Source organism: Caballeronia catudaia, assembly GCF_001544755.2.
GTDB lineage: Bacteria > Pseudomonadota > Gammaproteobacteria > Burkholderiales > Burkholderiaceae > Caballeronia > Caballeronia catudaia.
This window is the reverse complement of record NZ_FCOF02000008.1, coordinates 45693-67370: the sequence shown is the minus strand read 5'-3', so window position 1 is coordinate 67370 and position 21678 is coordinate 45693. Positions and strand designations below refer to the sequence as shown.

General features: G+C 64.9%; 23 protein-coding genes and 1 riboswitch. Of the genes, 11 read left to right on the top strand and 12 right to left on the bottom strand.

All coding sequences use genetic code 11. The features are described from left to right. Window positions 1-42 precede the first annotated feature (42 nt). A complete protein-coding gene (locus AWB75_RS11105; RefSeq protein ID WP_143746422.1) occupies window positions 43-1101 on the top strand; it encodes a Gfo/Idh/MocA family protein in 1059 nt (352 codons plus the stop codon). A 25-nt stretch (window positions 1102-1126) separates the two neighbouring features. Beyond that, the gene (gene aroQ, locus AWB75_RS11100; protein WP_061124133.1) at window positions 1127-1573 is read left to right on the top strand and encodes a type II 3-dehydroquinate dehydratase; all 447 of its coding nucleotides are present in this window, start codon (window positions 1127-1129) and stop codon (window positions 1571-1573) included. A 56-nt stretch (window positions 1574-1629) separates the two neighbouring features. Here the strand turns inward: aroQ and AWB75_RS38085 are convergent, their stop codons facing one another. Further along, window positions 1630-1791: a hypothetical protein gene (locus AWB75_RS38085; RefSeq protein WP_200822964.1), complete on the bottom strand. Its 162-nt coding sequence runs from the start codon at window positions 1789-1791 to the stop codon at window positions 1630-1632. 76 nt (window positions 1792-1867) lie between these two features. Continuing rightward, entirely contained in the window at window positions 1868-2122 is a 255-nt protein-coding gene (locus tag AWB75_RS11095) for a hypothetical protein (protein WP_061124132.1), read from the bottom strand. A gap of 345 nt (window positions 2123-2467) precedes the next feature. Between AWB75_RS11095 and AWB75_RS11090 the strand changes: the two genes are divergently transcribed. Together AWB75_RS11090 and AWB75_RS11085 are read left to right on the top strand one after the other, a co-directional pair. Further along, window positions 2468-3868, top strand: coding sequence for an amino acid permease (locus AWB75_RS11090; RefSeq protein WP_061124131.1), 1401 nt, complete (start codon window positions 2468-2470; stop codon window positions 3866-3868). Window positions 3869-3891: 23 nt separating this feature from the next. Further along, window positions 3892-5091, top strand: a complete 1200-nt coding sequence (locus tag AWB75_RS11085) for an amino acid aminotransferase (RefSeq protein WP_061124130.1) — start codon at window positions 3892-3894, stop codon at window positions 5089-5091. 3 nt (window positions 5092-5094) lie between these two features. On the opposite strand, the gene AWB75_RS11080 is transcribed toward AWB75_RS11085, so the two are convergent. Beyond that, window positions 5095-5466, bottom strand: coding sequence for a hypothetical protein (locus AWB75_RS11080; RefSeq protein WP_061124129.1), 372 nt, complete (start codon window positions 5464-5466; stop codon window positions 5095-5097). 147 nt (window positions 5467-5613) lie between these two features. Here AWB75_RS11080 and AWB75_RS11075 point away from each other — a divergent pair, with 147 nt between their 5' ends. The 3 genes from AWB75_RS11075 to AWB75_RS11065 all read left to right on the top strand — a co-directional run bounded on the left by AWB75_RS11075 (window position 5614) and on the right by AWB75_RS11065 (window position 8960). Further along, window positions 5614-5862 carry a hypothetical protein gene (locus AWB75_RS11075; protein WP_061124128.1) on the top strand — a complete coding sequence of 83 codons (249 nt, stop codon included), beginning with the start codon at window positions 5614-5616 and terminating at the stop codon, window positions 5860-5862. A 51-nt stretch (window positions 5863-5913) separates the two neighbouring features. Next, a complete protein-coding gene (locus AWB75_RS11070; RefSeq protein WP_061124127.1) occupies window positions 5914-6237 on the top strand; it encodes a hypothetical protein in 324 nt (107 codons plus the stop codon). Between the two features lie 170 nt (window positions 6238-6407). Continuing rightward, on the top strand, window positions 6408-8960 hold the full coding sequence (locus tag AWB75_RS11065; protein ID WP_061124126.1) for a glucose/quinate/shikimate family membrane-bound PQQ-dependent dehydrogenase: 2553 nt from the start codon (window positions 6408-6410) through the stop codon (window positions 8958-8960). 37 nt (window positions 8961-8997) lie between these two features. On the opposite strand, the gene AWB75_RS39140 is transcribed toward AWB75_RS11065, so the two are convergent. Then, the gene (locus AWB75_RS39140) at window positions 8998-9132 is read right to left on the bottom strand and encodes a hypothetical protein (RefSeq protein ID WP_268807827.1); all 135 of its coding nucleotides are present in this window, start codon (window positions 9130-9132) and stop codon (window positions 8998-9000) included. A gap of 193 nt (window positions 9133-9325) precedes the next feature. After that, window positions 9326-9772: an ester cyclase gene (locus AWB75_RS11060; protein ID WP_061124125.1), complete on the bottom strand. Its 447-nt coding sequence runs from the start codon at window positions 9770-9772 to the stop codon at window positions 9326-9328. A 99-nt stretch (window positions 9773-9871) separates the two neighbouring features. After that, window positions 9872-10044: riboswitch (yybP-ykoY riboswitch) on the top strand. Window positions 10045-10052: 8 nt separating this feature from the next. Here AWB75_RS11060 and mntP point away from each other — a divergent pair. From mntP to AWB75_RS11045, 3 genes are all read left to right on the top strand, one after another. Beyond that, window positions 10053-10622 carry a manganese efflux pump MntP gene (mntP, locus tag AWB75_RS11055; RefSeq protein WP_061124124.1) on the top strand — a complete coding sequence of 190 codons (570 nt, stop codon included), beginning with the start codon at window positions 10053-10055 and terminating at the stop codon, window positions 10620-10622. Window positions 10623-10745: 123 nt separating this feature from the next. Beyond that, the gene (gene alr / locus AWB75_RS11050) at window positions 10746-11834 is read left to right on the top strand and encodes an alanine racemase (protein WP_061124123.1); all 1089 of its coding nucleotides are present in this window, start codon (window positions 10746-10748) and stop codon (window positions 11832-11834) included. A gap of 70 nt (window positions 11835-11904) precedes the next feature. Then, window positions 11905-12933 (top strand): MerR family transcriptional regulator, encoded by a 1029-nt coding sequence (locus AWB75_RS11045; protein ID WP_061124122.1) that lies wholly within the window; start codon window positions 11905-11907, stop codon window positions 12931-12933. A gap of 51 nt (window positions 12934-12984) precedes the next feature. On the opposite strand, the gene AWB75_RS11040 is transcribed toward AWB75_RS11045, so the two are convergent. From AWB75_RS11040 to AWB75_RS11015, 6 genes are all read right to left on the bottom strand, one after another. Further along, window positions 12985-14328: a type II toxin-antitoxin system HipA family toxin gene (locus tag AWB75_RS11040; protein WP_061124121.1), complete on the bottom strand. Its 1344-nt coding sequence runs from the start codon at window positions 14326-14328 to the stop codon at window positions 12985-12987. Between the two features lie 3 nt (window positions 14329-14331). Next, a complete protein-coding gene (locus AWB75_RS11035; RefSeq protein WP_061124120.1) occupies window positions 14332-14592 on the bottom strand; it encodes a helix-turn-helix domain-containing protein in 261 nt (86 codons plus the stop codon). A gap of 156 nt (window positions 14593-14748) precedes the next feature. After that, window positions 14749-16128: a CoA transferase gene (locus tag AWB75_RS11030; protein ID WP_061124300.1), complete on the bottom strand. Its 1380-nt coding sequence runs from the start codon at window positions 16126-16128 to the stop codon at window positions 14749-14751. A gap of 49 nt (window positions 16129-16177) precedes the next feature. Further along, entirely contained in the window at window positions 16178-17179 is a 1002-nt protein-coding gene (pdxA, locus tag AWB75_RS11025) for a 4-hydroxythreonine-4-phosphate dehydrogenase PdxA (RefSeq protein ID WP_061124119.1), read from the bottom strand. A gap of 26 nt (window positions 17180-17205) precedes the next feature. Beyond that, a complete protein-coding gene (locus tag AWB75_RS11020) occupies window positions 17206-18456 on the bottom strand; it encodes a four-carbon acid sugar kinase family protein (RefSeq protein WP_061124118.1) in 1251 nt (416 codons plus the stop codon). Continuing rightward, window positions 18453-19469 (bottom strand): 2-keto-3-deoxygluconate permease, encoded by a 1017-nt coding sequence (locus tag AWB75_RS11015; RefSeq protein WP_061124117.1) that lies wholly within the window; start codon window positions 19467-19469, stop codon window positions 18453-18455. Before AWB75_RS11015 ends, AWB75_RS11020 begins: the two co-directional genes overlap by 4 nt. A gap of 254 nt (window positions 19470-19723) precedes the next feature. Here AWB75_RS11015 and AWB75_RS11010 point away from each other — a divergent pair, with 254 nt between their 5' ends. Continuing rightward, window positions 19724-20503, top strand: coding sequence for a DeoR/GlpR family DNA-binding transcription regulator (locus AWB75_RS11010; RefSeq protein WP_061124116.1), 780 nt, complete (start codon window positions 19724-19726; stop codon window positions 20501-20503). Here AWB75_RS11010 and AWB75_RS11005 read toward each other — a convergent pair. Further along, entirely contained in the window at window positions 20484-21656 is a 1173-nt protein-coding gene (locus AWB75_RS11005; protein WP_061124115.1) for a thiolase family protein, read from the bottom strand. The two genes, AWB75_RS11010 and AWB75_RS11005, sit on opposite strands and share 20 nt — an antisense overlap. Between the last annotated feature and the right edge of the window lie 22 nt (window positions 21657-21678).

Below are 21678 nucleotides of genomic sequence, written 5' to 3'. Positions count from 1 at the left end.
CCGGGGTGAACTCACGCTTTTTTTCAACACGGTGGAATCGAAGTGAACACAGACTCAGGCAAGACGCGCATCGCAGTGGCCGGTGCGGGCTATATCGGTCAGGCGCACATGGGCGTCGCGCAGGCGAGCGCGACGTGCACGCTGTCCGCAATCGTCGATCCGGCGCCGGCGGCCGTCGCCATCGCGGAGAAGGCGGGCGTGCCGCTCTACCAAACGCTCGATGAACTGTTCGCGAAAGACCGCCCCGACGGCATCGTGCTCGCGACGCCGAATCAGCTCCATGTCGAGCATGCGCGCATCTGTCTCGCGGCGGGCGTGCCGATGTTGCTCGAAAAGCCGATCGCGCCGACCGTCGAGGAAGCGCAGGCGCTCGTCGACGAAACCGAACGCTCGGGCGTCAAGGTGCTGATCGGGCATCATCGCGCGCATAGCCCGATCATGGCGCGCGCGAAACAGGTGATCGACGAAGGGCGGCTCGGCAAGCTCGTCGCGGTGATGGGCAGCGCCGTGTTCTTCAAGCCCGACGAGTATTACGCCAGCGCGCCGTGGCGGCGTGAGCCGGGCGGCGGCCCGATCCTGCTCAACATGATCCATGAGGTGCACAACCTGCGCATGCTGTGCGGCGACATCGTCGCGGTGCAGGCGTTCGCTTCGCACGCGACGCGCGGCTTTCCCGTCGAGGACACCGTCGCGATCAATCTGCGTTTTGCGAGCGGCGCGCTCGGCACGTTCATGCTCTCCGATACGGCCGCGTGCCCGCGCAGCTGGGAGCAGACATCGCAGGAAAACAAGGCGTATTCGACCTATCCCGACGAAGACTGCTACGTGATCGCGGGCACCTTCGGCTCGCTCTCCGTGCCGACGATGCGCCTCAGGTCCTACGCGAAAGCGGAGGATCGCTCGTGGTGGAAGCCGTTCGAGGAAAACTTCGTGCCGATGCAGCGCGACGATCCGCTCGCGCTGCAGATGGCGCATTTCTCGCGCGTGGTCCGCGGCGAGGCCGAGCCTATTGTCAGCGCGCGCGACGGGCTGCAGAATCTGCGCATCACCGAGGCTATCGTCGAGGCCGCGAAGAGCGGCGAGATCGTCGAAACCGTCTGAATCACCCATCCATCAAGGACAAGTCATGGCAAAGATCCTGACGCTGCACGGCGTCAACCTCAACATGTTCGGCAAGCGCGACCCCAAGCAGTACGGCACGGCGACGCTCGCGCAAATCGACGAGCAGATGACCGCGCTAGGCAAGGAGCTGGGCGTGGAAGTGGAGTGCTACCAGACGAATATCGAAGGCGAGATGTGCTCGCGCATTCATCGGGCGTTCGAGGAAAAGGTCGATGCGATCGTGATCAACGCGGGCGCGTGGACGCATTACAGCTACGCGATCCGCGATGCGCTCGCCATTCTGACGGCGCCGGTCATCGAAGTGCATATGTCGCACGTGCATGCGCGCGAGGAGTTCCGCCACAAATCGGTGTTCGCGGAAATCGCGAAGGGACAGATTTCCGGGTTCGGCGTCGAAAGCTATCTGCTGGGCCTGCGTGCGGCGGTGTCGGCCATCAACGCGGGCAAGTAACTCATGCAGTAAAGCAAGCGGCGAGGCGCGGTTCGCGTCTCGCCGGGTCCATCGAGTCAGGCCGGACGGCTGAAATCCTGCGAGCGGCCTGCGCCTGGTTCGCGTTCGGCTTGCGGGCGCAACGGTTCCTGATTGCGCTGCGCCGCGCCACGGATGAACAACACCGCGCAAATCGCGCAAATTCCCCATACAGCGGCGATGATGCTCACGTAGCTCATGTTCACTTCCCCGATGAACGCGGGCGGCGTACGGCCGCTTTCGCGCTTGGTCCTGTTTCCGTGCCTGTGACGCCTGTTACGCCTGCGACGCCGGCATCGCCAGCAACCGGCCGATCAACTGTTGCGCGAGCGCATGTTGTCCGGTGATCGCGTCGGCGTCGTCGTCGGTTGCGTCGCGTCCGGCGTGCAGCTTGCCGGCGAGGCGCATGATGTCGTCCGACACCGACTGCAGCCTGCTCAGCAGTTCGGCTTGCGTGGCGTCCTGCAATCCTTCAGCGAAACACTCGGCCGTACGATGCGGCCTGGCGTTTCCTTCCATCGTCTGATACATGGCGACCCCCGTGAGTGGATGATGCGATTGTCACGCCGTCGCGCTCCTTTCAATCCTCCGAATAACACCCGATTTCGGTCTCAAATCGTTTGATGTTCGCTCTGAAGATTCGCGCGCGGCTGCGGCGGGTCCACCCATCAAGGTCTGCGGGCCGCCGGGCGGTAAAATCGCAGATCCTCAGCGAGATAGTGAGCGTTTTTTCCGCCGGCCAATATGACCATCCGCACCAAAAAACCACACTTTTACCGCGGGTGGTGATGTCCCTATGTGGTCGAAACGACATAAAAAAGCGAACCACTTCTCCACGGCGGTAATTTTTGCGATTCAGAAGGCATCGACATCGACATGGTTCAAGGCAAGACCAACGAAGCACTCCCACACGAAAGCCTCAGGCGCGGACTGAAGAGCCGCCACATCCAGTTGATCGCGCTCGGCGGGGCGATCGGCACCGGGCTATTTCTCGGCGTCGCGCAGACGATCAAGCTCGCCGGGCCGTCCGTGCTGCTCGGTTACGCGATCGCGGGGCTCATGGCGTTTTTCATCATGCGTCAACTGGGCGAAATGATCGTCGACGAGCCGGTCGCGGGCTCGTTCAGCCATTTCGCCGATAAATACTGGGGCCACGCATCCGGCTTCGTGTCCGGCTGGAATTACTGGGCCATCTACATTCTGGTCAGCATGGCCGAGCTTTCGGCGATCGGCATCTACATGCAGTACTGGTGGCCGGGCCTGCCCACCTGGGTATCGGCGCTGGCGTGCTTCGTCATCGTCAATGCGATCAATCTGACGAGCGTGAAGTCCTACGGCGAGACGGAATTCTGGTTCGCGATCGTGAAAGTGGCGGCGATCGTCGGGATGATTCTCTTCGGCGGCTATCTGCTCGCGTCGGGCAAGGCGGGGCCGGAAGCGAGCGTCGCGAATCTGTGGCAACTCGGCGGCTTCTTTCCGAACGGCGTGAGCGGGCTCGCGATGTCGATGGCCGTGATCATGTTCTCGTTCGGCGGGCTGGAACTCGTCGGCATCACGGCGGCGGAAGCGGAAGAACCGTCGAAGAGCATTCCGCGCGCGACCAATCAGGTCATCTACCGCATTCTCATTTTCTATGTCGGCGCGCTCGGCGTGCTGCTTTCGCTCTATCCGTGGGACAAGGTCGCGACCGGCGGCAGCCCGTTCGTGCTGATCTTCCGTGAAATGAACAGCACGCTCGTCGCGAACGTGCTCAACGTGATCGTGCTGACCGCCGCGCTCTCGGTGTACAACAGCGGCGTCTATGCGAACAGCCGCATGCTCTTCGGTCTGGCGCAGCAAGGCAACGCGCCGCGCGTGTTCGCCCGCGTGAGCAATCGCGGCATTCCGTTGACGGCGCTGGGCGTGTCGGCGCTCGTCACGGGCGCGTGCGTCGTCATCAACTACGTGATGCCGGGACGCGCGTTCGGCCTGCTGATGGGGCTTGCGGTCTCGGCGCTTCTCATCAACTGGGCGATGATCAGCATCATCCACCTCAAGTTCCGGCGGCAAAAACGCGCTCGCAACGAAGCGACGTCGTTCCGCAGCTTCGGTTATCCGCTCACGAACTATGTCGTGCTGGCGTTTCTCGCGGGCATCGTCTGGGTGATGTTCGAAACGCCGGACCTGCGCCTGTCCGTGTATCTGATTCCGGTTTGGCTGGCCGTTCTCGTAATCGGCTACTATCTCAAAAAAAGGGGCGGTGACGCGCAGCGCGCGAGCCGCCTCGAATCTCGCTGATCTCTCGTCCTGACACCCACACCATGTTCGAACATATCGATGCCTACCCCGGCGACCCGATCCTCTCGCTGAACGAAAACTTCCAGAAGGACCCGCGCACGAACAAGGTCAATCTGAGCATCGGCATCTACTTCGACGACGAAGGCCGTCTGCCCGTGATGCAGGCGGTGCGCGAAGCGGAGCTGTCGATCCTGAAAGATCTCGGCCCGAAGCCTTATCTGCCGATGGCCGGTTTCGCGCACTATCGCGATGCCGTGCAGCAGCTCGTGTTCGGCAACGACAGCCCCGCGCGCGCGGACGGCCGCATCGCGACCGTGCAGACGCTCGGTGGATCGGGCGCGCTGAAAGTGGGCGCCGATTTCATCAAGCGCTACTTTCCGCAATCGAAAGTGTGGGTGAGCGATCCGACGTGGGAAAACCATCGTTTCATCTTCGAGCGCGCGGGCTTCGAGGTGAACACGTATCCGTACTACGACGAAGCCACCGGCGGCCTTCGTTTCGACGCGATGCTCGAAGGCATCGACAAGCTGCCCGCCAAGAGCGTCGTTCTGCTGCACGCGTGCTGTCATAACCCGACGGGCGTCGATCTGGATTCCGCGCAGTGGCTCAAGCTCATCGACGTGCTGCAAAAGCGCGATCTGCTGCCCTTCGTCGATATGGCGTATCAGGGCTTCGGCGCCGGTCTCGACGATGACGCGTTCGCCGTGCGCGAGCTCGCGCGCCGTGGCGTGCCGGCGTTCATCGCCAATTCGTTCTCGAAGAATTTCTCGCTGTACGGCGAGCGCTGCGGCGGCCTGCATGTGATCTGCGACGACGCAGCCGAAGCCGATCGCGTGCTGGGCCAGTTGACGAGCGCGGTGCGCGCGAACTACAGCAATCCGCCGACGCACGGCGCGAAGATCGTCACGCATGTTCTGAACACGCCGGAGCTGAAGCAGTCGTGGCAGGCCGAACTCGCGTCGATGTGCCAGCGCATCGCGCGCATGCGTCAGGCGATCCACGACGGCCTGAAGGACCACGTGAAGGGCGAAATGCTCACGCGCTACGTGAAGCAGCGCGGCATGTTCACTTACACGGGCCTCGTCGCGGAACAGGCGGACCGGCTGAAAGAGGAATTCGGCGTGTATATCCTGCGCTCGGGCCGCATGTGCGTCGCGGGCCTGAACGAGCGCAACGTGCAGGTCGTCGCCGATGCGATCGGCAAGGTGCTCGCAGCAAAGTAAGCGCTAAAGGTCGGGGCAGGACAGCACGTTCTGCTTCGGCAGGCTGCCCGGCCCTACGTCTACTTTCGTTCCGCGCGTCGGCGTCAGGATGAGCCGCACGCTCTTCGTGCCTTCGTTCGCGAGCACGTAGACGTCGCTGCTGCCTTCCGGCTGCCAGTACACGCGATACACCTCGCCGTCCTTGTACACATGCAGCGCGCCGTGTCTCACGACGCCGCCGCGCCAGAAATTCACGCTTTCCCCCTCGCGCAGCGCGAACATGCCGTCCTGCCCGTTCGTGGCGCTTTCGAGCGTGCCGCACACGGCATCGTCGGCGCGTGCGTGCGCGCTGACGGCGAGCGCCGCCGCGCACAGGATGATCGATCCGCGATTCATCGGTATTGCCCTCCCATCGGAAATAATCGGCACGCGCGTTCATCGCAAGCGCGTGCGCCCTGCCGCGCTCGTCGCAAGATATGCGCCGACGTTCCGCCGCGCGTGTGCTACTTTGAATGAAAGCAGCGTTTCGATCGGGAGGGCGCCATGACCGTGATCGCACCGGACGAAAGAGCGGATTTTCTGGCGATCCTCGCACGCCATCGGCTGGACGAAAGCGACTTTCTCGTGCAGGAAGGCGGCGCGTCCGACGTGGTGGACGATGTTTATCCGTTGCAGGGCCAGGTCACCATCACGCGACGTTCCACGCTGAAGGAACGCGAATATCGCATCGGGCACGGCACGGAATGGACCGCCGCGTTCGAAAAGGACTTGAACAAGGGCGTGTTCGGCTGAAGAGGCACGCCGCAGGCAGGTTTTTACGCACTTTTTGAAGCGGAGCAGGCGATGAGACTGACCGAATTCGAATCGTTCAAGGCGCATGTCGCGATGCTGCTGCGCGATCTGCCGCGCGGCATGACCGCCGATCTGACCGATGTCGCCGTCGCCTACTGGAACGGCAGGCAAGTGGTCGGCGCGTATCTGCGCGACAACGGCCGCATCGACGAGGATTTCGATTTCGACGAAAACGCGTGGGCCAACTGGCGCGACGAATTTCTGCTGTGGTTCGAAGCGCCGCGTTTCTCCGAACGCGCCGATCTGAAGGCGGCGTTCGTCGCAGGTGTCATTGCCGTGACGCCGCCCGGCGGACTGTGGCCGCGCCCGCTCTGACTGGAATGCACATCGCGCCTCTTTGAGGAAGTCATCTGTAAGCACGCCTCGCACGCCGTCGATGCTGCAGAGCGGCACAGCGATTGCTCCCTCCCACGACGCCCAAGCGTCCGATCCACGACCGTTCGACGGCCGTGCTCCGACGTTCATCGTCACGGAGGAATTTCAGCATGGCTGGCAACGGCAGACTTCATTCGCCCACGTTCTTCACGGCCATCGTGTTCATCGTCATCGGCATCGCGCTGGCGGCGGGCGGCGCGTATCTCGTGACGCTGAAAGGATCGTGGTACTACGTGATCGCGGGCGCGGCCATCGTCGTGACCGGGCTTTTGCTGTTGATACGGCGGCGTTCCGCGCTTCTGCTCTTCGCGCTCGTGCTGTTCGCGTCGACGATCTGGGCGGTCGTCGAAGTGCATTTCGATTTCTGGCAATTGATGCCGCGCCTGTGGATCTGGGTGCTGCTCGCGATCTGGCTGCTGATCCCGTTCGTGCATCGCGGTGCGCTGTTCGGTCCGCCCGCGACCGCGCGCGCCGCGCGAACGCCGCTTGCCGCCGCCATCATCGTCGCGCTGCTGCTCGGCATCGGCACGTTTTTCAATGATCCGCACGACCGGCCCGGACGCATCGACGTGGATGTCGCCGCCGATGCGAATCAGCCCGATGTGAATGCCGCGACCGGACGTCAGCCTGGCGACTGGATCGACTATGGCGGCTCGCCGCTCGCGCAGCGCTACGCGCCGCTTGCGCAGATCACGCCGCAGAACGCGCATCAGTTGAAAGTGGCGTGGACGTATCGCACCGGCGACATGCCCGGCGACGACGATCCCACCGAAACCACCGACGAGAACACGCCGCTCAAGGTCGGCGACACGATTTTCCTGTGCACGCCGCACAGCAAGGTGATCGCGCTGGATGCAGCGAGCGGCAAGGAAAAATGGCGCTTCGATCCGCAGCTCCAGAGCCCGGTCGGGTTCAAGCACTGGGAGCACATGACCTGCCGCGGCGTGGCTTATTACGATGCGTCGATGCATCCGATGCCTTCAGCGGCGGCGTCCGAGGTGGCCGCGGCTTCCGCGCCTGCCGAAGCGAGCGCGCCGGCCGCATCGTCCGGTGCGCAGGCCGCCGCCGCCAGTTCCCCCGACGTGGCCGCCGCCGCAAGCGCCGCATCCGAGCCCGCCGCGCCCGCGCAGACGCCCGCCCAGACGACCGCGCTGGCCGAATGCCCGCGTCGCCTGTTCCTTCCGACCGCCGACGCGCGCCTGATCGCCCTCGACGCGGACAGCGGCAAGCCGTGCGCGAGCTTCGGCAAGAACGGCGCGATCGATCTGCGCGCGAACATCGGCCCGTTCACGCCGGGCGGCTATTACTCGACGTCGCCGCCGGCCGTGTTCCGCAATCTCGTGATCGTCGGCGGCCATGTCACCGATAACGAATCGAACAACGAACCGTCGGGCGTGATCCGCGCGTTCGACGTCAACGACGGCCATCTCGTGTGGAACTGGGATTCGGGCAATCCGGACGCCACCGAGCCGATCGCGCCGGGCGGGACTTACGTGCGCAACTCGCCGAACATGTGGTCGATGTTCAGCGTCGACGAGAAGCGCGGCACGATCTTTCTGCCGATGGGCAATCAGACCCCCGACCAATGGGGCGGCGAGCGCACGCCGCAGGCCGAGAAGTTCGCCGCGGGCGTCGTCGCGCTCGACGCCGCGACGGGCAAGCTGCGCTGGAACTATCAGTTCACGCATCACGATCTGTGGGACATGGATGTCGGCGGACAGCCGACGCTCGTGGACTTGCAGACGCCGCAGGGCGCGCAGCCGGCGGTGATTGCATCGACGAAACAGGGCAGCATCTACGTGCTAAATCGCGAAACCGGAAAGCCGATCGTGCCAATCAGCGAGGTGCCGGTGCCGCAAGGGGCGGCGAAGGGCGATCGCGCCGCGCCGACGCAGGCCGTCTCCGCGCTCAATTTCAATCCGCCGCGCGTGAAGGAAGCGGACATGTGGGGCACGACGCCGTTCGATCAGCTCTGGTGCCGCATCAAATTCAGGAGCCTGCGTTATGACGGGCCGTTCACGCCGCCATCGGAGCAGGGCACGCTGGTGTTTCCGGGCAACTTCGGCGTATTCGACTGGGGCGGGATTTCCGTCGATCCGGTGCGGCAGATTTTGATCGCGAACCCAGATTACATGGCGTTCACGTCGAAGCTGATTCCGCGCGAGCAAATCCCGGAAAGCAGAGGCGAGAAGAAGGGCAGCGAGACGAGCGGCATCAAGCTCGCGCTCGGCACGCCTTTTGGCTACGAGATCAGCGCGTTTCTTTCACCGCTCGGCATTCCGTGCCAGGCGCCGCCGTGGGGCTATATGGCGGGCGTCGATCTGCGCACGAACAAGATTGCGTGGATGCACAAGAACGGCACGATCCGCGACAGCGCGCCCTTGCCGATTCCGATGCCGCTCGGCGTGCCGAGCCTCGGCGGGACGATCGTGACGGCGGGCGGCGTCGCGTTTCTGACGGGCACGCTCGATCAATACGTGCGCGCGTACGACGTGCGCGACGGCAGGAAGCTGTGGGAAGCGCGGCTGCCGGCAGGCGGACAGGCGACGCCCATGAGCTACGCCGATGCCAGCGGCAAGCAGTACGTGCTCGTGACAGCGGGCGGACATGGCTCGCTCGGTACGAAGGCAGGCGACTATGTGATCGCCTATGCGTTGCAATGAAGCGCGATGGCGCGGGGAATACTCCCCGCCCCGTGTGTTACGCCCGGCGATAGGCCTCGGCCATCAGCGCGCTGACCTTCGCGCGGGCGTTGAGGGCGTCGCGCGCGGCGGTGCGCAGCTTGGCGGCGATGAACGAAACAAAAGCGATAGGCGTGGCGGCGATGATTCCCATGACTGACTCCGTGCTAGGGGTAACTAACTAGGTATTAACACCTAGGTTAGCACACTTGACGCATTGCAACAAATTCCTTTCGGGAAATTGACTGTGCGCGCAAGTGAATCGTCGAAACGCTCACGCTCAGCCGATGGCATCACGCCGACGATCGGGAACGGCAAGGCGAAACAGAAGATCTGGTGTGCCAAAACTAGACCGGTGGATAAACCTTCGGCGGGACGGCGTCGAGTTGCCGGAATACGCTCAGCCAGTCTTCGAGATGCCAGGTCTTCGAAACGCGGCCGTCGCGCAGTTCGTGGAACGAATGAATGGCGAAGCGGATCGGCTTCTTCGTCGCGGCGATGCCCATTAGCGGGCCGGACTGCGTGCCGCTCACTTCCGCGCGCGTGCCGACGCGATTGTCCTGTATCAGCATGTCGAGAATCTGGATGTGCATGTCGGGCAGCGCGGCCGCGAGATCTTCGAAGATGCGGATCATCTGATCGGGGCCGGGCTGCTGTCCGGGCGGCTCGGGGAGGTATTCCCAGTCAGGCGTGACGGCCTCGCGCAAGAGCGCGACGTCCTGCGTGGCAAACGCTCGATAGAGACGCTCGACCGCTTCGCGCGCGGCCGACTGGGTCGGGTGAGCTGCCTGCATGGTGCCTCCTTGAACGCGGTGAGGGCGCGGCACTGCGGAATCACTGTATCCCAACGGCTCTGAGCGCGCAGGAACGGTCGCCAGGCCGTGTTAAGCTCACGTTTCTTCGCTGGGGAGTAGCCGGCTTTTCCGCACAGGAAAGGCGCTCATGTCAACACGCTCGGCCGTTCAAGGCCGTGGCATGAGCAACCGTCACAGGTTGGCAAGACCATCGACAGGATTCGCGACGGGTCGGGCGCGCGTTCTGTCGTTCCGTCTTGCCCGACCAGAGCGCTACTCGATGAACCTCGCTTCCACAATATTTCTCGCCTTCGCCATGTCCACCGACGCCTTCGCCGCCGCGGTCGGCAAGGGCGCAACCCTGCACAAGCCGCGCATCGCGGAAGCGCTGAAGACCGGCGTGATCTTCGGCGTGATCGAAGCATTGACGCCGCTCGTCGGCTGGGCGCTCGGCAGGGCGGCCGCGCAATACGTGACGGCCTGGGATCACTGGATCGCGTTCGGCCTGCTGGGACTGCTCGGCGCGCGCATGATCCGCGAAGGGCTGAGCCCGGCGAGCCATGACGAAGAAAAGCCCAACTCGCATTCGTTCTGGGTGCTCGCGCTGACCGGCTTCGCGACCAGCATCGATGCGATGGCGGTCGGCGCCGGCCTCGCGTTCATCGACGTCGATATCTTTTCGACCGCGGCGACCATCGGTTTCGCGACGATGCTGATGGTGACGATCGGCGTGATGGTCGGCCGGCTCGTCGGCGCGACGATCGGCAAGCGCGCGGAGATCGTCGGCGGGCTGATTCTGATGGGCGTCGGCTGTGTGATCCTGGCGGAGCATCTCGGGTATCTGAGCTGAGTTTGCGGGAGGGTGGACCGCAGGCATTTCGACCAAAAATAAGCGAGAATACATAAACAACAACTGGCATTTGGCCGATACGATCGCTCTATCCACTGCCTTATACTCAAAATCCAGAACGCCATGCCACGTCCGATTTCCGCGCGCATCCATCTCGACGCCGTTCGTCACAATCTCCAGCTCGTCAAATGCGCCGCGCCGTCGTCGCGCGTGTGGTCCGTCATCAAGGCGAATGCGTACGGTCACGGAATCGAGCGCATTTATCCGGCGCTCGCGAGCGCGGACGGCATCGCGCTGCTCGATCTCGACGAAGCCGTGCGCGTGCGTGAGCTCGGCTGGACGAAGCCTGTTCTGCTGCTCGAAGGCGTGTTCGAACCGGACGATGTCGAGACGGCGGATCGTCATCGGCTGACGGTCACGGTGCATTGCGACGAACAGCTCGCGTTGCTGAAAGCCGCGCGGCCGCGCGAGCGCATCGACATCCAGCTCAAGATGAATTCCGGGATGAACCGGCTGGGCTTCCGGCCGGGCGACTTCGAGCGCGCGTTCAAGCGCGCGGCGGATATGGAGGCGATCGGCTCGATCGGTCTGATGAGCCACTTCGCGAACGCGGACGATGGCGCCATCGACTGGCAGATCGACGAATTCGACGCCGCCACGCGCCGTCTTCCCGGCACGCGCTCGCTGTCCAATTCGGCGGCGGTGCTGTGGCATCCGCGCGCGCATCGCGACTGGGTGCGGCCGGGCACGATCCTCTACGGCGCGTCGCCGACGGGCTGCGCGCGGCACATCGAAGGCGTCGGTCTGCGCGCCGCGATGACGCTCTCGAGCCGCATCATCGGCGTGCAGACGCTGGAGCCGGGCGAGACGATCGGCTATGGCCGCACGTTCACGGCGGATCGCGCGATGACGATCGGCGTCGTCGCGTGCGGCTACGCGGACGGGTACCCGCGCCACGCGCCAGCGGGCACGCCCGTCGCGGTCGATGGCGTGCGCACGCGCATCGTCGGCCGCGTGTCGATGGACATGCTCACCGTCGATCTCACGCCGTGCCCGTCGGCGGGCATCGGTTCATCGGTCGAGCTGTGGGGCGAGCAGATCAGAGTGGATGAAGTCGCGGAGCCAGCCGGCACCATCGGCTACGAGCTGATGTGCGCGCTCGCGCGGCGCGTGCCGGTGAGCGTCGACGCGGGCGTGCAGAATCGGACCTGAGCGCATACCGCTTGACCCTCACGTAGCGTAAGGTTCTAGCCTCCATTTTGCGCACTGAACGGAGGCTTGCATGCGGTTGAAAGTAGGAGAACTGGCGAAGAGGAGCGGGCTGACCGTCCGCACGCTGCATCACTACGACGCCATCGGCCTGCTCACGCCTTCGGCGCGCGCCGATAACGGCTACCGGCTGTATAACCGCGACGACATCGCCCGGCTGCATCGCATCCAGGCGCTGCGCGGTTTCGGCCTCTCGCTTGCCGATATCGGCGCTTATCTCGCCCAGCCCGATACGCCCCTCGCCGATCTCATCGCGCGTCAGATCGCCATGCTCGACAGTCAGATCGAGAAGGCTGCGCGTCTGCGCGGCCGCCTCGACGAACTGCGCGGCATGCTGATGGACGGCAAGGAGCCCGAGCTGGCCGACTGGCTCAACACGCTGGAGTTGATGACGATGTTCGACCGTTACTTTTCCCAAAAAGAACTCGACCGCCTGCCGATGTATCGCAAATCGCAAGGGCAGCCGTCCGACTGGACCGCGCTCGTCGCCGATGTGCGCGCGCTGATGGACGCGGGCGTGCCGCCCGAGGACACGCGTGCGCGGGCGCTCGCGGACCGCTGGATGACGCTGCTCGCGCGCGATACCGGCGACGATCCGCGCCTGCTCGCCAAGCTGAACCGCATGCACGACAACGAGCCGTCGATGCAGGCGAGCATCGGCATATCGACGGAGTTGCGCGACTACGTGCTGCGCGCGTTCTCGGCGACCAAGATCGCGACCTACGAGCGCCATCTGTCGCCGGACGAGTTTCGCTTCCTGCGCGACAACTACGGCAAGCGCGCGATGGAATGGCCGCAACTGATGGCCGATGTCCGCGATGCGATCGACGAAGGCGCGACACCCGATTCGCCGCGCGCCCAGGAACTGGCGCGGCGCTGGGTGTCGCTCTTTCGCAGCTTCGCGGGCGACGATCCGCGGACGCACGCGAAGATCCGGCATGCGTTGCAGACCGAGCCGGAATTGTCGAAAGGATCTTGGGCGAACGAAACCTTGCTTGCGTTCGTGCGCGACGCAGTGAGACGTCTCGAAAGCGCGCACTAGGCGGCATCGAAAATAGCGGCGGCGCGCGCCGCCCACGCCTCTCCGCGCAACTCAGACGCCTTTGCCGTGATTGGCCAGCAATTCCGAGCGGCCAATCACCTTTCTTCCGTTATCAGCGTCATCTGCATCGGAGAAACCGGCGCCTTCGATGACCGGCGTCAGCGCTTTGAGCGCGACTTGCGGTTTGGCGCTCCGTAACGACGCCATACCTTCATTCCATGCGTGCAACATCTGCTTGGCTATCCAGCGCCATCGCGTTTCGTTTCTTGCCGCTTCGACGATGTCTTTCCCCGTCGACACGGCCGAGTCGCACAGCGCTTCGACCATTTCACGATAACGCTTGGGCGCAATGCCAAGTCGTGTGTTGAAGAAGCGTTCCAGTGTCTTGCCGGACGCCCACGTTTTGCGGCCGTCGACGCTCAACGCAGGAGGATTGTTCGCAAAGCGCGGATAGGCCTCCGTCGTGACGATGTCATAGGCGGGCGTGTAGACGACGTCATCGATGTCCGAATAGAGCAGGGCGATGTTTTTCGAGTGGCAGTCCGCGTTGCGCACGACATAGTTGGTGAGGAGCAGCCAGCCAAGCTGCTCGGCCTCCTGTCTCCAACTGGAAGCGGCGATATAGGGCTTCGTCGCGTTGAGAACCTGTTCGGTCGACGGCCGGTACTTCTCATGCGGCGGCAGACCAAGCAGGCTGCAGGCGTCTTCCACGCCGAGCGCGGGCTTGCCGTCTTCGTCGACATCGAACCGGTCGACGACGAGCACGCGGCCATCGTCCGACATGGTGGTCTTCGCCACTCGGGCGACGCCGAGTCTTGCGAGCACCTGCATCGAGTAATGCTCGTTGAATCCGAGGTAGGGCGTTTGCTCGTCGGAGCCTTTGATGATGTGCCGGCTCGTGCGCAGAGTCTGCTTACCCAGTGGTGCCGGCGCCGATGAGGATTCCGGTGCAAGGAACTTGGGCACGGCGCCTGAAATCGCCGCGCGCGCGTAGTACCGCACGAGCTCCGCGAAGTGGTCGGTCGTGATGTCTTCGTGCAGCAGGCTATTCAGGTCGAGCGGGTCGAGCTCACTGCCCGGCGCACCGCCTTCGGAGCCGACGGTGACGCGGCCAATGCCTGAGCCGCCGATGACCGCCAGAAGCGAGAGATCCGTTCCGTCGAGATAGGGGCCGAACTCCTCGCGAATCACCTGAAGCAGAAAGCCTTCCGGCAGGTTTTGCCGGAAAAAGGGATGTAAATCGCGAGGCCACACCCACGCCTGTTCGCGAACCGGCATGGTCAGGCTGACGAAGTCGTCCGAAGCAGCGTCAGCGGTGTAGCGCAGCGCATAGTCGTCTGCCTGACGATAGAGGTGAGCGACGAGTCTGCCTTTGACGAACACATGAAGGCGCATGCCTTATTCTCCCGCCTTGCGTTGTTCCGTCAGCACGTCGTCCAGCGTGCGAGCATGCCCGCGCTTGACGGTTCGCAAGTCATAGCCGGCGGCTTCGAGAAGTCGGACGAGGGCGGATACGCTCATGTCGCCTCGCGCGAGCGTTTCCATGCGTGCGAGCGTCGTACGCGCGATACCGGCGCGTTCGGCCAGTTCTTTCTGCGAAAGCCCCGCCACTCGACGGGCATCTTTCAACATCTCTCCGATATCGGCCAGCGTGGTCATTTGTAGCCCCGGGGCATCAAAAATGATGCAACTGTCCTGAATTGTAGCCCAAGAGCTACACGGCGAAAAGCGTGGTTGTAGCTCCAGGGCTACAAAAATCGATCAGAAAAGCAATTTTGTAGCTCTCGGGCTACTACGCCCTGAACGCCTACCGCCTCACCACCGCGCCTCCGACGCCCCCGGCGGCCCCGACTCCCGCGCATACCCCGCCGGCGTACGAGCCAGCCGCGCCGCGGGCCGCACCGCGACCAACTCCCCAAACCCCGATCCATACCGCTCGACATACGGCGCGAAATCCGGCTTCGTGATCTTCAATCCGCCATCGACACGCCCGAGCCCTCGTAACCACTTCCCCGTCTGCGCGAGCGAAACCTCCACGTGCCAGCTCCCGCCTTCCCGCTGCTGCTTCCACAACGCCGCCGCGGCCCCGAACGCCATCAAAAACCCGCTCGCCATATCGAGCGTCTGCATCGGCAATGGCCGCGGCTTGCCATCGCCCGCTGCTTCGCCTTCGGCCGCGTTGAACCCCATCGCGGTCTGCACGAGCGAATCGAAGCCGCGCCTCGAAGCCCACGGTCCTTCCGTGCCATAAGCCGTCAGCGACGTATACACGATCCCCGGCCGCCGCTCCGCAAGCGCCTGCGGCCCGAACCCAAGCGCACTGATCCCGCCCGGCCGATACCCCTGCGCGAACACATGCGCCTCGTCGATCAACCGCCAGAGCGTCTCCCGGTCGCGCTCCAGCCGAAGATCGAGCAACGCCGAGCGCTTGCCCCGGCTCGTATCCGCGATCGCGGGAATATTCGGCAGATGCGGCCCGTTCACGAGCATCACATCCGCGCCGAATGCGGCCAGCGCCCGCCCGCCGACCGGCCCCGCGAGAATGCGCGTGAAATCGAGCACGCGAACGCCATCGAGCGGACGCGCATCCTTCGACAACGAAGGCAGCGAGCGAGGCGAAGCATCGCCGATGCGCGTGATCGTCATCAGCGGCTGCGCGGCGATGGCCTGCCCCTGCGGCGTCGCATCCCACTCGTCGAACGTGCGCAGCATCGTGACGACGAGCCCGCGCGCCGCCGCCGCATCCTCGAAATCGCAGCCGCGCCACGTCAGCAACGCGCGCCCGGCATCCTCGCGCGTGGCCGTCTTCGGATCGAGCCCGAGCAGACGCAGCGCGCCATCCTGATGATGTTCGAAGTTCGCGTGAATGCGCACATAGCCATCGGCGCATCGATAGAGACCGGAGAAGCGTCCCCACGTCTCGGGTTCCTTGCCGTCGACGGTGAACGCGCCCGTGCATTCGACGGCCGCATGCGTCATGTCGATCGACACGCGCTGCCGCTCGACGCCGCGCGCCGCGCCGAGCTCGCATGCGGCGAGCGCCGCCGCGCCGATGGTCGCCTGCGCCGCCGTGCCGACCGCAAAGGTGGAAGGAAAAACCGGATCGTGACCGGGAAGGTCGATGTAAGAAAGCGCATCGTCGGGCAAGCCGGCGATGCGCCATATGCTGCGCAGCGTATCGAGAGACGAAGGCATGATGAGCGCTCGCACGTCGTGTGGAGCGCCCATTATCACGCCATAAGCGTCAATGACGCCGCGTCGCCAGCTCCGCGCCCTGTCGCAGCGCTTCGAGCATGCTGCCTTCGTCGGCGATGCCCTTGCCCGCGATATCGAACGCCGTGCCGTGATCGACCGACGTGCGGATCACATCGAGCCCGACCGTCACGTTCACGCCCGCTTCGAGCCCGAGCACCTTCACGGGACCGTGCCCCTGATCGTGATACATCGCGACGACGAGATCGAAATCGCCACGCCCCGCGCGATAGAACAGCGTATCGGCGGGCAGCGGGCCGGTCACATCCAGCCCGCGTTCCTGCAAGACCTTCACCGCGGGAATGATCTTCTCCTCCTCCTCGCCATAACCGAAGAGGCCGTTTTCGCCCGCATGCGGATTGATCCCGCACACGCCGATGCGCGGCTTCGCAATGCCCGCCTTCACGAGCGTCGCGTTGCCGCGTTCGATCGTGCGCTGCACGAGACCCGGCTCGATCTTGCGGATCGCATCAATGATGCCGATATGCGTCGTCACGTGAATCACGCGCAATTGCGGCGCGACGAGCATCATCGAGACTTCGTCGACGCCCGTCAGATGCGCGAGCATTTCCGTATGGCCGGGAAACTTGTGGCCGCCCGCATGCAGCGCTTCCTTGTTGAGCGGCGCGGTGCAGATCGCGTCGATCTGATTCGCCTGCGCCAGTTCGACGGCGCGCGCGATGTACTGATACGCCGCATCGCCCGCGATCGCCGACAGCTCGCCGAAGGGCAGATCGTCGGGAATCAGGCCGAGGTCGATGCAGTCGATCACGCCCGGCTCGTAGCGCGCTTCGGTTGCGTCCTTGATGCGGCGCACCGTCGCCTTGCCGCCGACGAGTTCATTCGCGCGTTCGAGGCGCCGCACATCGCCGATCACGAGGGGACGGCACTGCTTGTAGACCGCATCGTGCGCGAGGCTCTTGACGACGACTTCCGGGCCGACGCCGCTCGCGTCGCCCATCGTGATGCCGATAACGGGGAGGTAGTTGCTCATGATGTGGGGTCTGGTGATGTCTGTTCTCAACGCGCGACGGGAAGGTCCGCGCCGCGCAAATGCAAATAGGCGCCGAGCAGCGCGTGCTCGCTGCCGAACGCGCCCGCTTTCGTGACGATCGAAGGTCCGCTGCCATTCGATGGCCGTCCGAGCGCGACGCCCGCCTCGATCTCGGTCACGAGCTCCAGGCTGCCGACGCTCGCGGCGGCGAGCATCGCGCGCGCGGTTTCGCCGCCGGTCGCGATGAGCCCGCCGAGCGCGTCGAACGAAGGCGCGACGAGCGCCGCCAGCGCATTCGACAAGCGCGCGCCTTCGGCGGGATCGAACGCGTCGTCGCGGCCGATGCGCACGATCGCGTCTTCCTTGCCGCGCACTTTCGCGCCGATGCGTTCGCCCCACGTCCGCCATTCCGGATGCCGCGCGCCTTCGCGCAACACGTCGGGCGGCACGATCATTTCGCAGACGCCGGCTTCGGCGCAGAGCATCGCGCATTGACGCTCCGAAATCGCCGAAAGACTGCCGACGAGCGCGAGGATCGGGCCTTGCGTCGGGTCGATGGCACGCGTCGCTTTCATGGACGCGTTCGCATCGAAGAGATCGGGCAAGGCGGCCAGCTCGCGCGCGAGTCCACCCGAGCCGACCCAGAAAAATTGCGCATCGACCGATGCGGTCGCGCGGGCGAGCGTGGCGAGATCGTCGCTGGTTTCTGCATCGACGATGATCGCGTCGATGCCATTCGCCGTCGCCGCCGACGCCACCATCGCGGCGATGTCCTGCGGCGCGGCGCGCAAAGCATCGAGCGAAACCTGCGCGGTGCGCAAGCCGACCATGTCGAGCATCGCGCGCAGTTCCGCGTTCTGTCCGGCGTTCTCGAGCTTCCACGTTTCGGTGTCTTCGAGCGGCACGCCGCGCACGATCACGCGGCCGTCCCGCACGGTGCGGCCCGTCGCCGGAAACGCGGGCGTGACGATCGCCGGCCCGGCGAGCTTCGTCAGCGCCGCGACTTCGGCTGTCCAGTTGCCGCGCAAGGTCGAATCGATCTTCTTGTACAGACGCCGCCCCGGCGCGCGCAACGCCTGCCACGCGTTCGCCGTGCGCAGCGCCGCATCGGCGGGCGTGAGGCGGCGCGTGTCGGTGTCGGCGGCGATGACGGCTGCGTTATCGTCCGACGCGTTGGCATCGAGCGATACGACCGTCTTCAAACCCGCCGCCGCGAACGCGATCGCGCAGTCCGCGGCGCCCGATAGATCGTCGGCGACGATCAGCAAGCTCTTCATTGCGTGGCCTCGCTCGCCTTCGCGCGGGCCTTCGATTCGGACGACGCGCGCGCCTGATTCCGCGCATTCACGCGCTTCGCGATCGACGCCGTCAGGATCGGCGAGACGATGGCCGTCACGACCACGCATGCCGCGACCAGCAGCGTCGCCGACTTCGCGGCTGCTTCATACACCGGATTGGCCGCCGCGATCAGCGCAGGAACCGCCGCCGCGTTGCCCGCGGTGTTGGCCGCCGCCGCACCCGCGACGCCCGTGCCGCCCGTCAGGCGATCCGCGAAGTAGAGCGGAATGCCCGTCACGATGACGACCGCGAGGCCCAGGCCGATGCCGAGCAGGCCCGCTTGCCACACCTTGTGCAGATCCAGGCCCGCGCCGAGCGCCAGCGCGAAGAACGGAATCATCACGGGCACGGCGCGGGCGAGGAAGTCGCGCATCTCGCGGTCGAGGTTGCCGAGCAGCATGCCGACCGCGAGCGGCAGGATGCTGCCGACGAGCGTCGGCCACGGAAACGCGGAGAGGCCCGCGACGCCGAGCGTGACCATCGTCAGGAACGGGCCGGATTCGAGCGACATGATCGTGTACGCGCCCACGTCTTCCGAGCGTCCGTACTGGCCCATCAGCGCCATGTAGAGGCCGCCGTTCGTGTCGTTCATCGCGGCGACGACGGCGAGCGTCGAAATGCCCGCGAAGAGGCCCGACGTGATCGGCTGCTCGCCGAGGAAATGGCCGAGCACGATGCCCGCGACGATCGCCGTGCCGACTTTCGTCGCGAAGAGCGCACCGCCTTTCTTGATGAGATACGGCGTTGCCTTCACGTCGATGCTCGCGCCCATGCACACGTAGAACACCGCGAGAATCGGCAGCGCGCCGGTGAAGAGCGCGTTCGTGAAGGAGCCGAAGAACTTCGGCATGCCGGGCATGAACGTCGCGATCAGCGAGCCGATCAGGAGCGGAACGATCATCATCCCGCCGGGCACGCGCTCGACGGCGCGCTTGATGTGAATCTGAGCCATGCAAGTCTCCACTGTGGTTTCTGTCCGATTCGGTCATGGATTGATTGAATCGATCAGGTCGGAGTGTAGTCCTCTCGTGATTTTCGCGCAAATCGGTCGGCATACGTGTTTACTCTGATCGTTCTGGACGATTTTGCCTGTTCGAATGACCGAACCGATCAAAACGTGCATCGCGCGTGCGAAGCCGACGAAGCATTCGGCAGACCCGCTACACTGTGCGTCGCCGCCAGAACCGCAAGCATTCAGGGAGAAGGATGAAAGTCGAGAAACGCCGTGAGGCCATGCTCAAGGCCGTGCTGTCCGGCATGAACGATGTCGCCGCGCTGTGCGGGCACTTCGGCATGTCGGAGGCGACGGTGCGCCGCGACCTGCGCGCGCTCGCCGACGAACGGCGCATCGTGCGCACGTATGGCGGCGCGGCGTCGGTCGGGATGCACGAGCCGGAAGAATCGCTCGATACGCGGCGCGAGAGTTTTCGGGAGCAGAAGGAAGCGATCGCGCGCGCGGCGGCGCGGCATGTGCAGGACGGCGACACGATCTTTCTCGACGGCGGCACGACCACGGCCGCGCTCGCGCGCTGCCTCGCGGGGCGCACGGAGATTCACGTCGTGACGAACAATCTGCTCGCGGTGAGCGTGCTGGCGGCGGCGGACGTGCGCGTGACGCTGATCGGCGGCGATGTGCGGCCGTCGAGCATGAGCACGCTCGGGGCGCTCGCGCAGGTGGCGCTCACGCGCGTCACGTTCGACAAGGCGTTTCTGGGCGCGGATGGCGTCGTTGCGGGCCGCGGGCTGTGCGAAGCGACGGCGGAGCAGGCGTTCTTGAAGGAATGCATCGCGAGCCAGGCGGCGGGCTTGTTCGTGCTGGTCACGTCGAACAAGCTGGAGCGCGCGAGCCAGCAGCACTGGACGCCGCTTGCGCGCCACTGGACGCTCGTCACCGATGCGCTGGCCGAAGCGCCGGTGCGCGCGCGCTTCGAAGAGCTGGGGAATGTGACGGTGGAACTCGCGGAGATTACGTCGAGAGAATCGTGACGAGCGCGACGGCCGAATCGCCCGCGAGCTGACCGCCGTTGTTTTCCGCGAGCGCGACTTTCGCGCCGGGCCGCTGCCGCGCGCCCGCCTTGCCGCGCAACTGCTGCGTCAGTTCCACGATCTGCGCGACGCCCGTCGCGCCCACCGGATGCCCGCGCGACAGCAAGCCGCCGCTCGGATTCACGCTGATTCTCCCGCCGATATCCGCATCGCCCGAGCGGATGAGCTTCGGCGCGTCGCCGGGCGCGCACAGGCCGAGATTCTCGTAGTGGATCAGCTCGGCAGGCGCGGACGCATCGTGCAATTCGACGACATGCACGTCCTCCGGTCCGATGCCCGCTTCCTCATACGCTTCGCGCGCCGCGCGCACCGCGACCAGTTCGCCGGAACCGTCCGCTTTCGCTGACACGATCGAGCTCGCGCGGATGAACACCGGCTGGATATCGTGCTTCGCCGCGAAATCCTCGGAGCAGATGAAGACGGCCGCGCCGCCATCGCCGATCGACGAGCACATGAAAAGCGTCAGCGGATCGCTGACCATGCGGCTCGTCAGCACTTCGTCGACGCTGGTTTCCTTGCGGAATTGCGCATGCGGATTGAGCGAGCCCGCGCGACGGCTTTTCACGACGACGCGCGCGAAATCGCTCGCTTCGGCGCCGGTCTTTTCCATCCACTTGCGCGCCTTCGCGGCGTACAGGTCCATGAAGAGCGAGCCGGTGCCGGTCGTCACGCCTTCGGGCAGCGGCTCTTCGAGATCGACGGCCTTCGCGAACGCGCCGAACGAAACCGACTTGTCTTCGTGCGACAGCTTCTCCACGCCGACGACGAGCGCCGTTTCCGCCTGTCCCGACGCCACCGCGAGCCACGCGAGGTTGAGCGCCGAGCTGCCCGACGCGCACGCGTTCTCGACATTGAACATCGGCTTGCCGTCGAGGCCGGTATTGCGCAGCGACGACTGCGCGCGAATCATCTCCTGTCCCGTGACGACGCCCGCCGCCGCGTTGCCGAAGAACACGCGGTCCACATCGTTTACGGTGACGTGCGCGTCCTTCAATGCGAGCGACACTGCTTCTTCCGCCAGCGACTTCAGATTGCGTTCGAGGAACTTGCCGAAGGGCGTCATGCCGACGCCGCCGATCACTACTTTGCGCATGGTTGTCTCCATTGCATTTGAA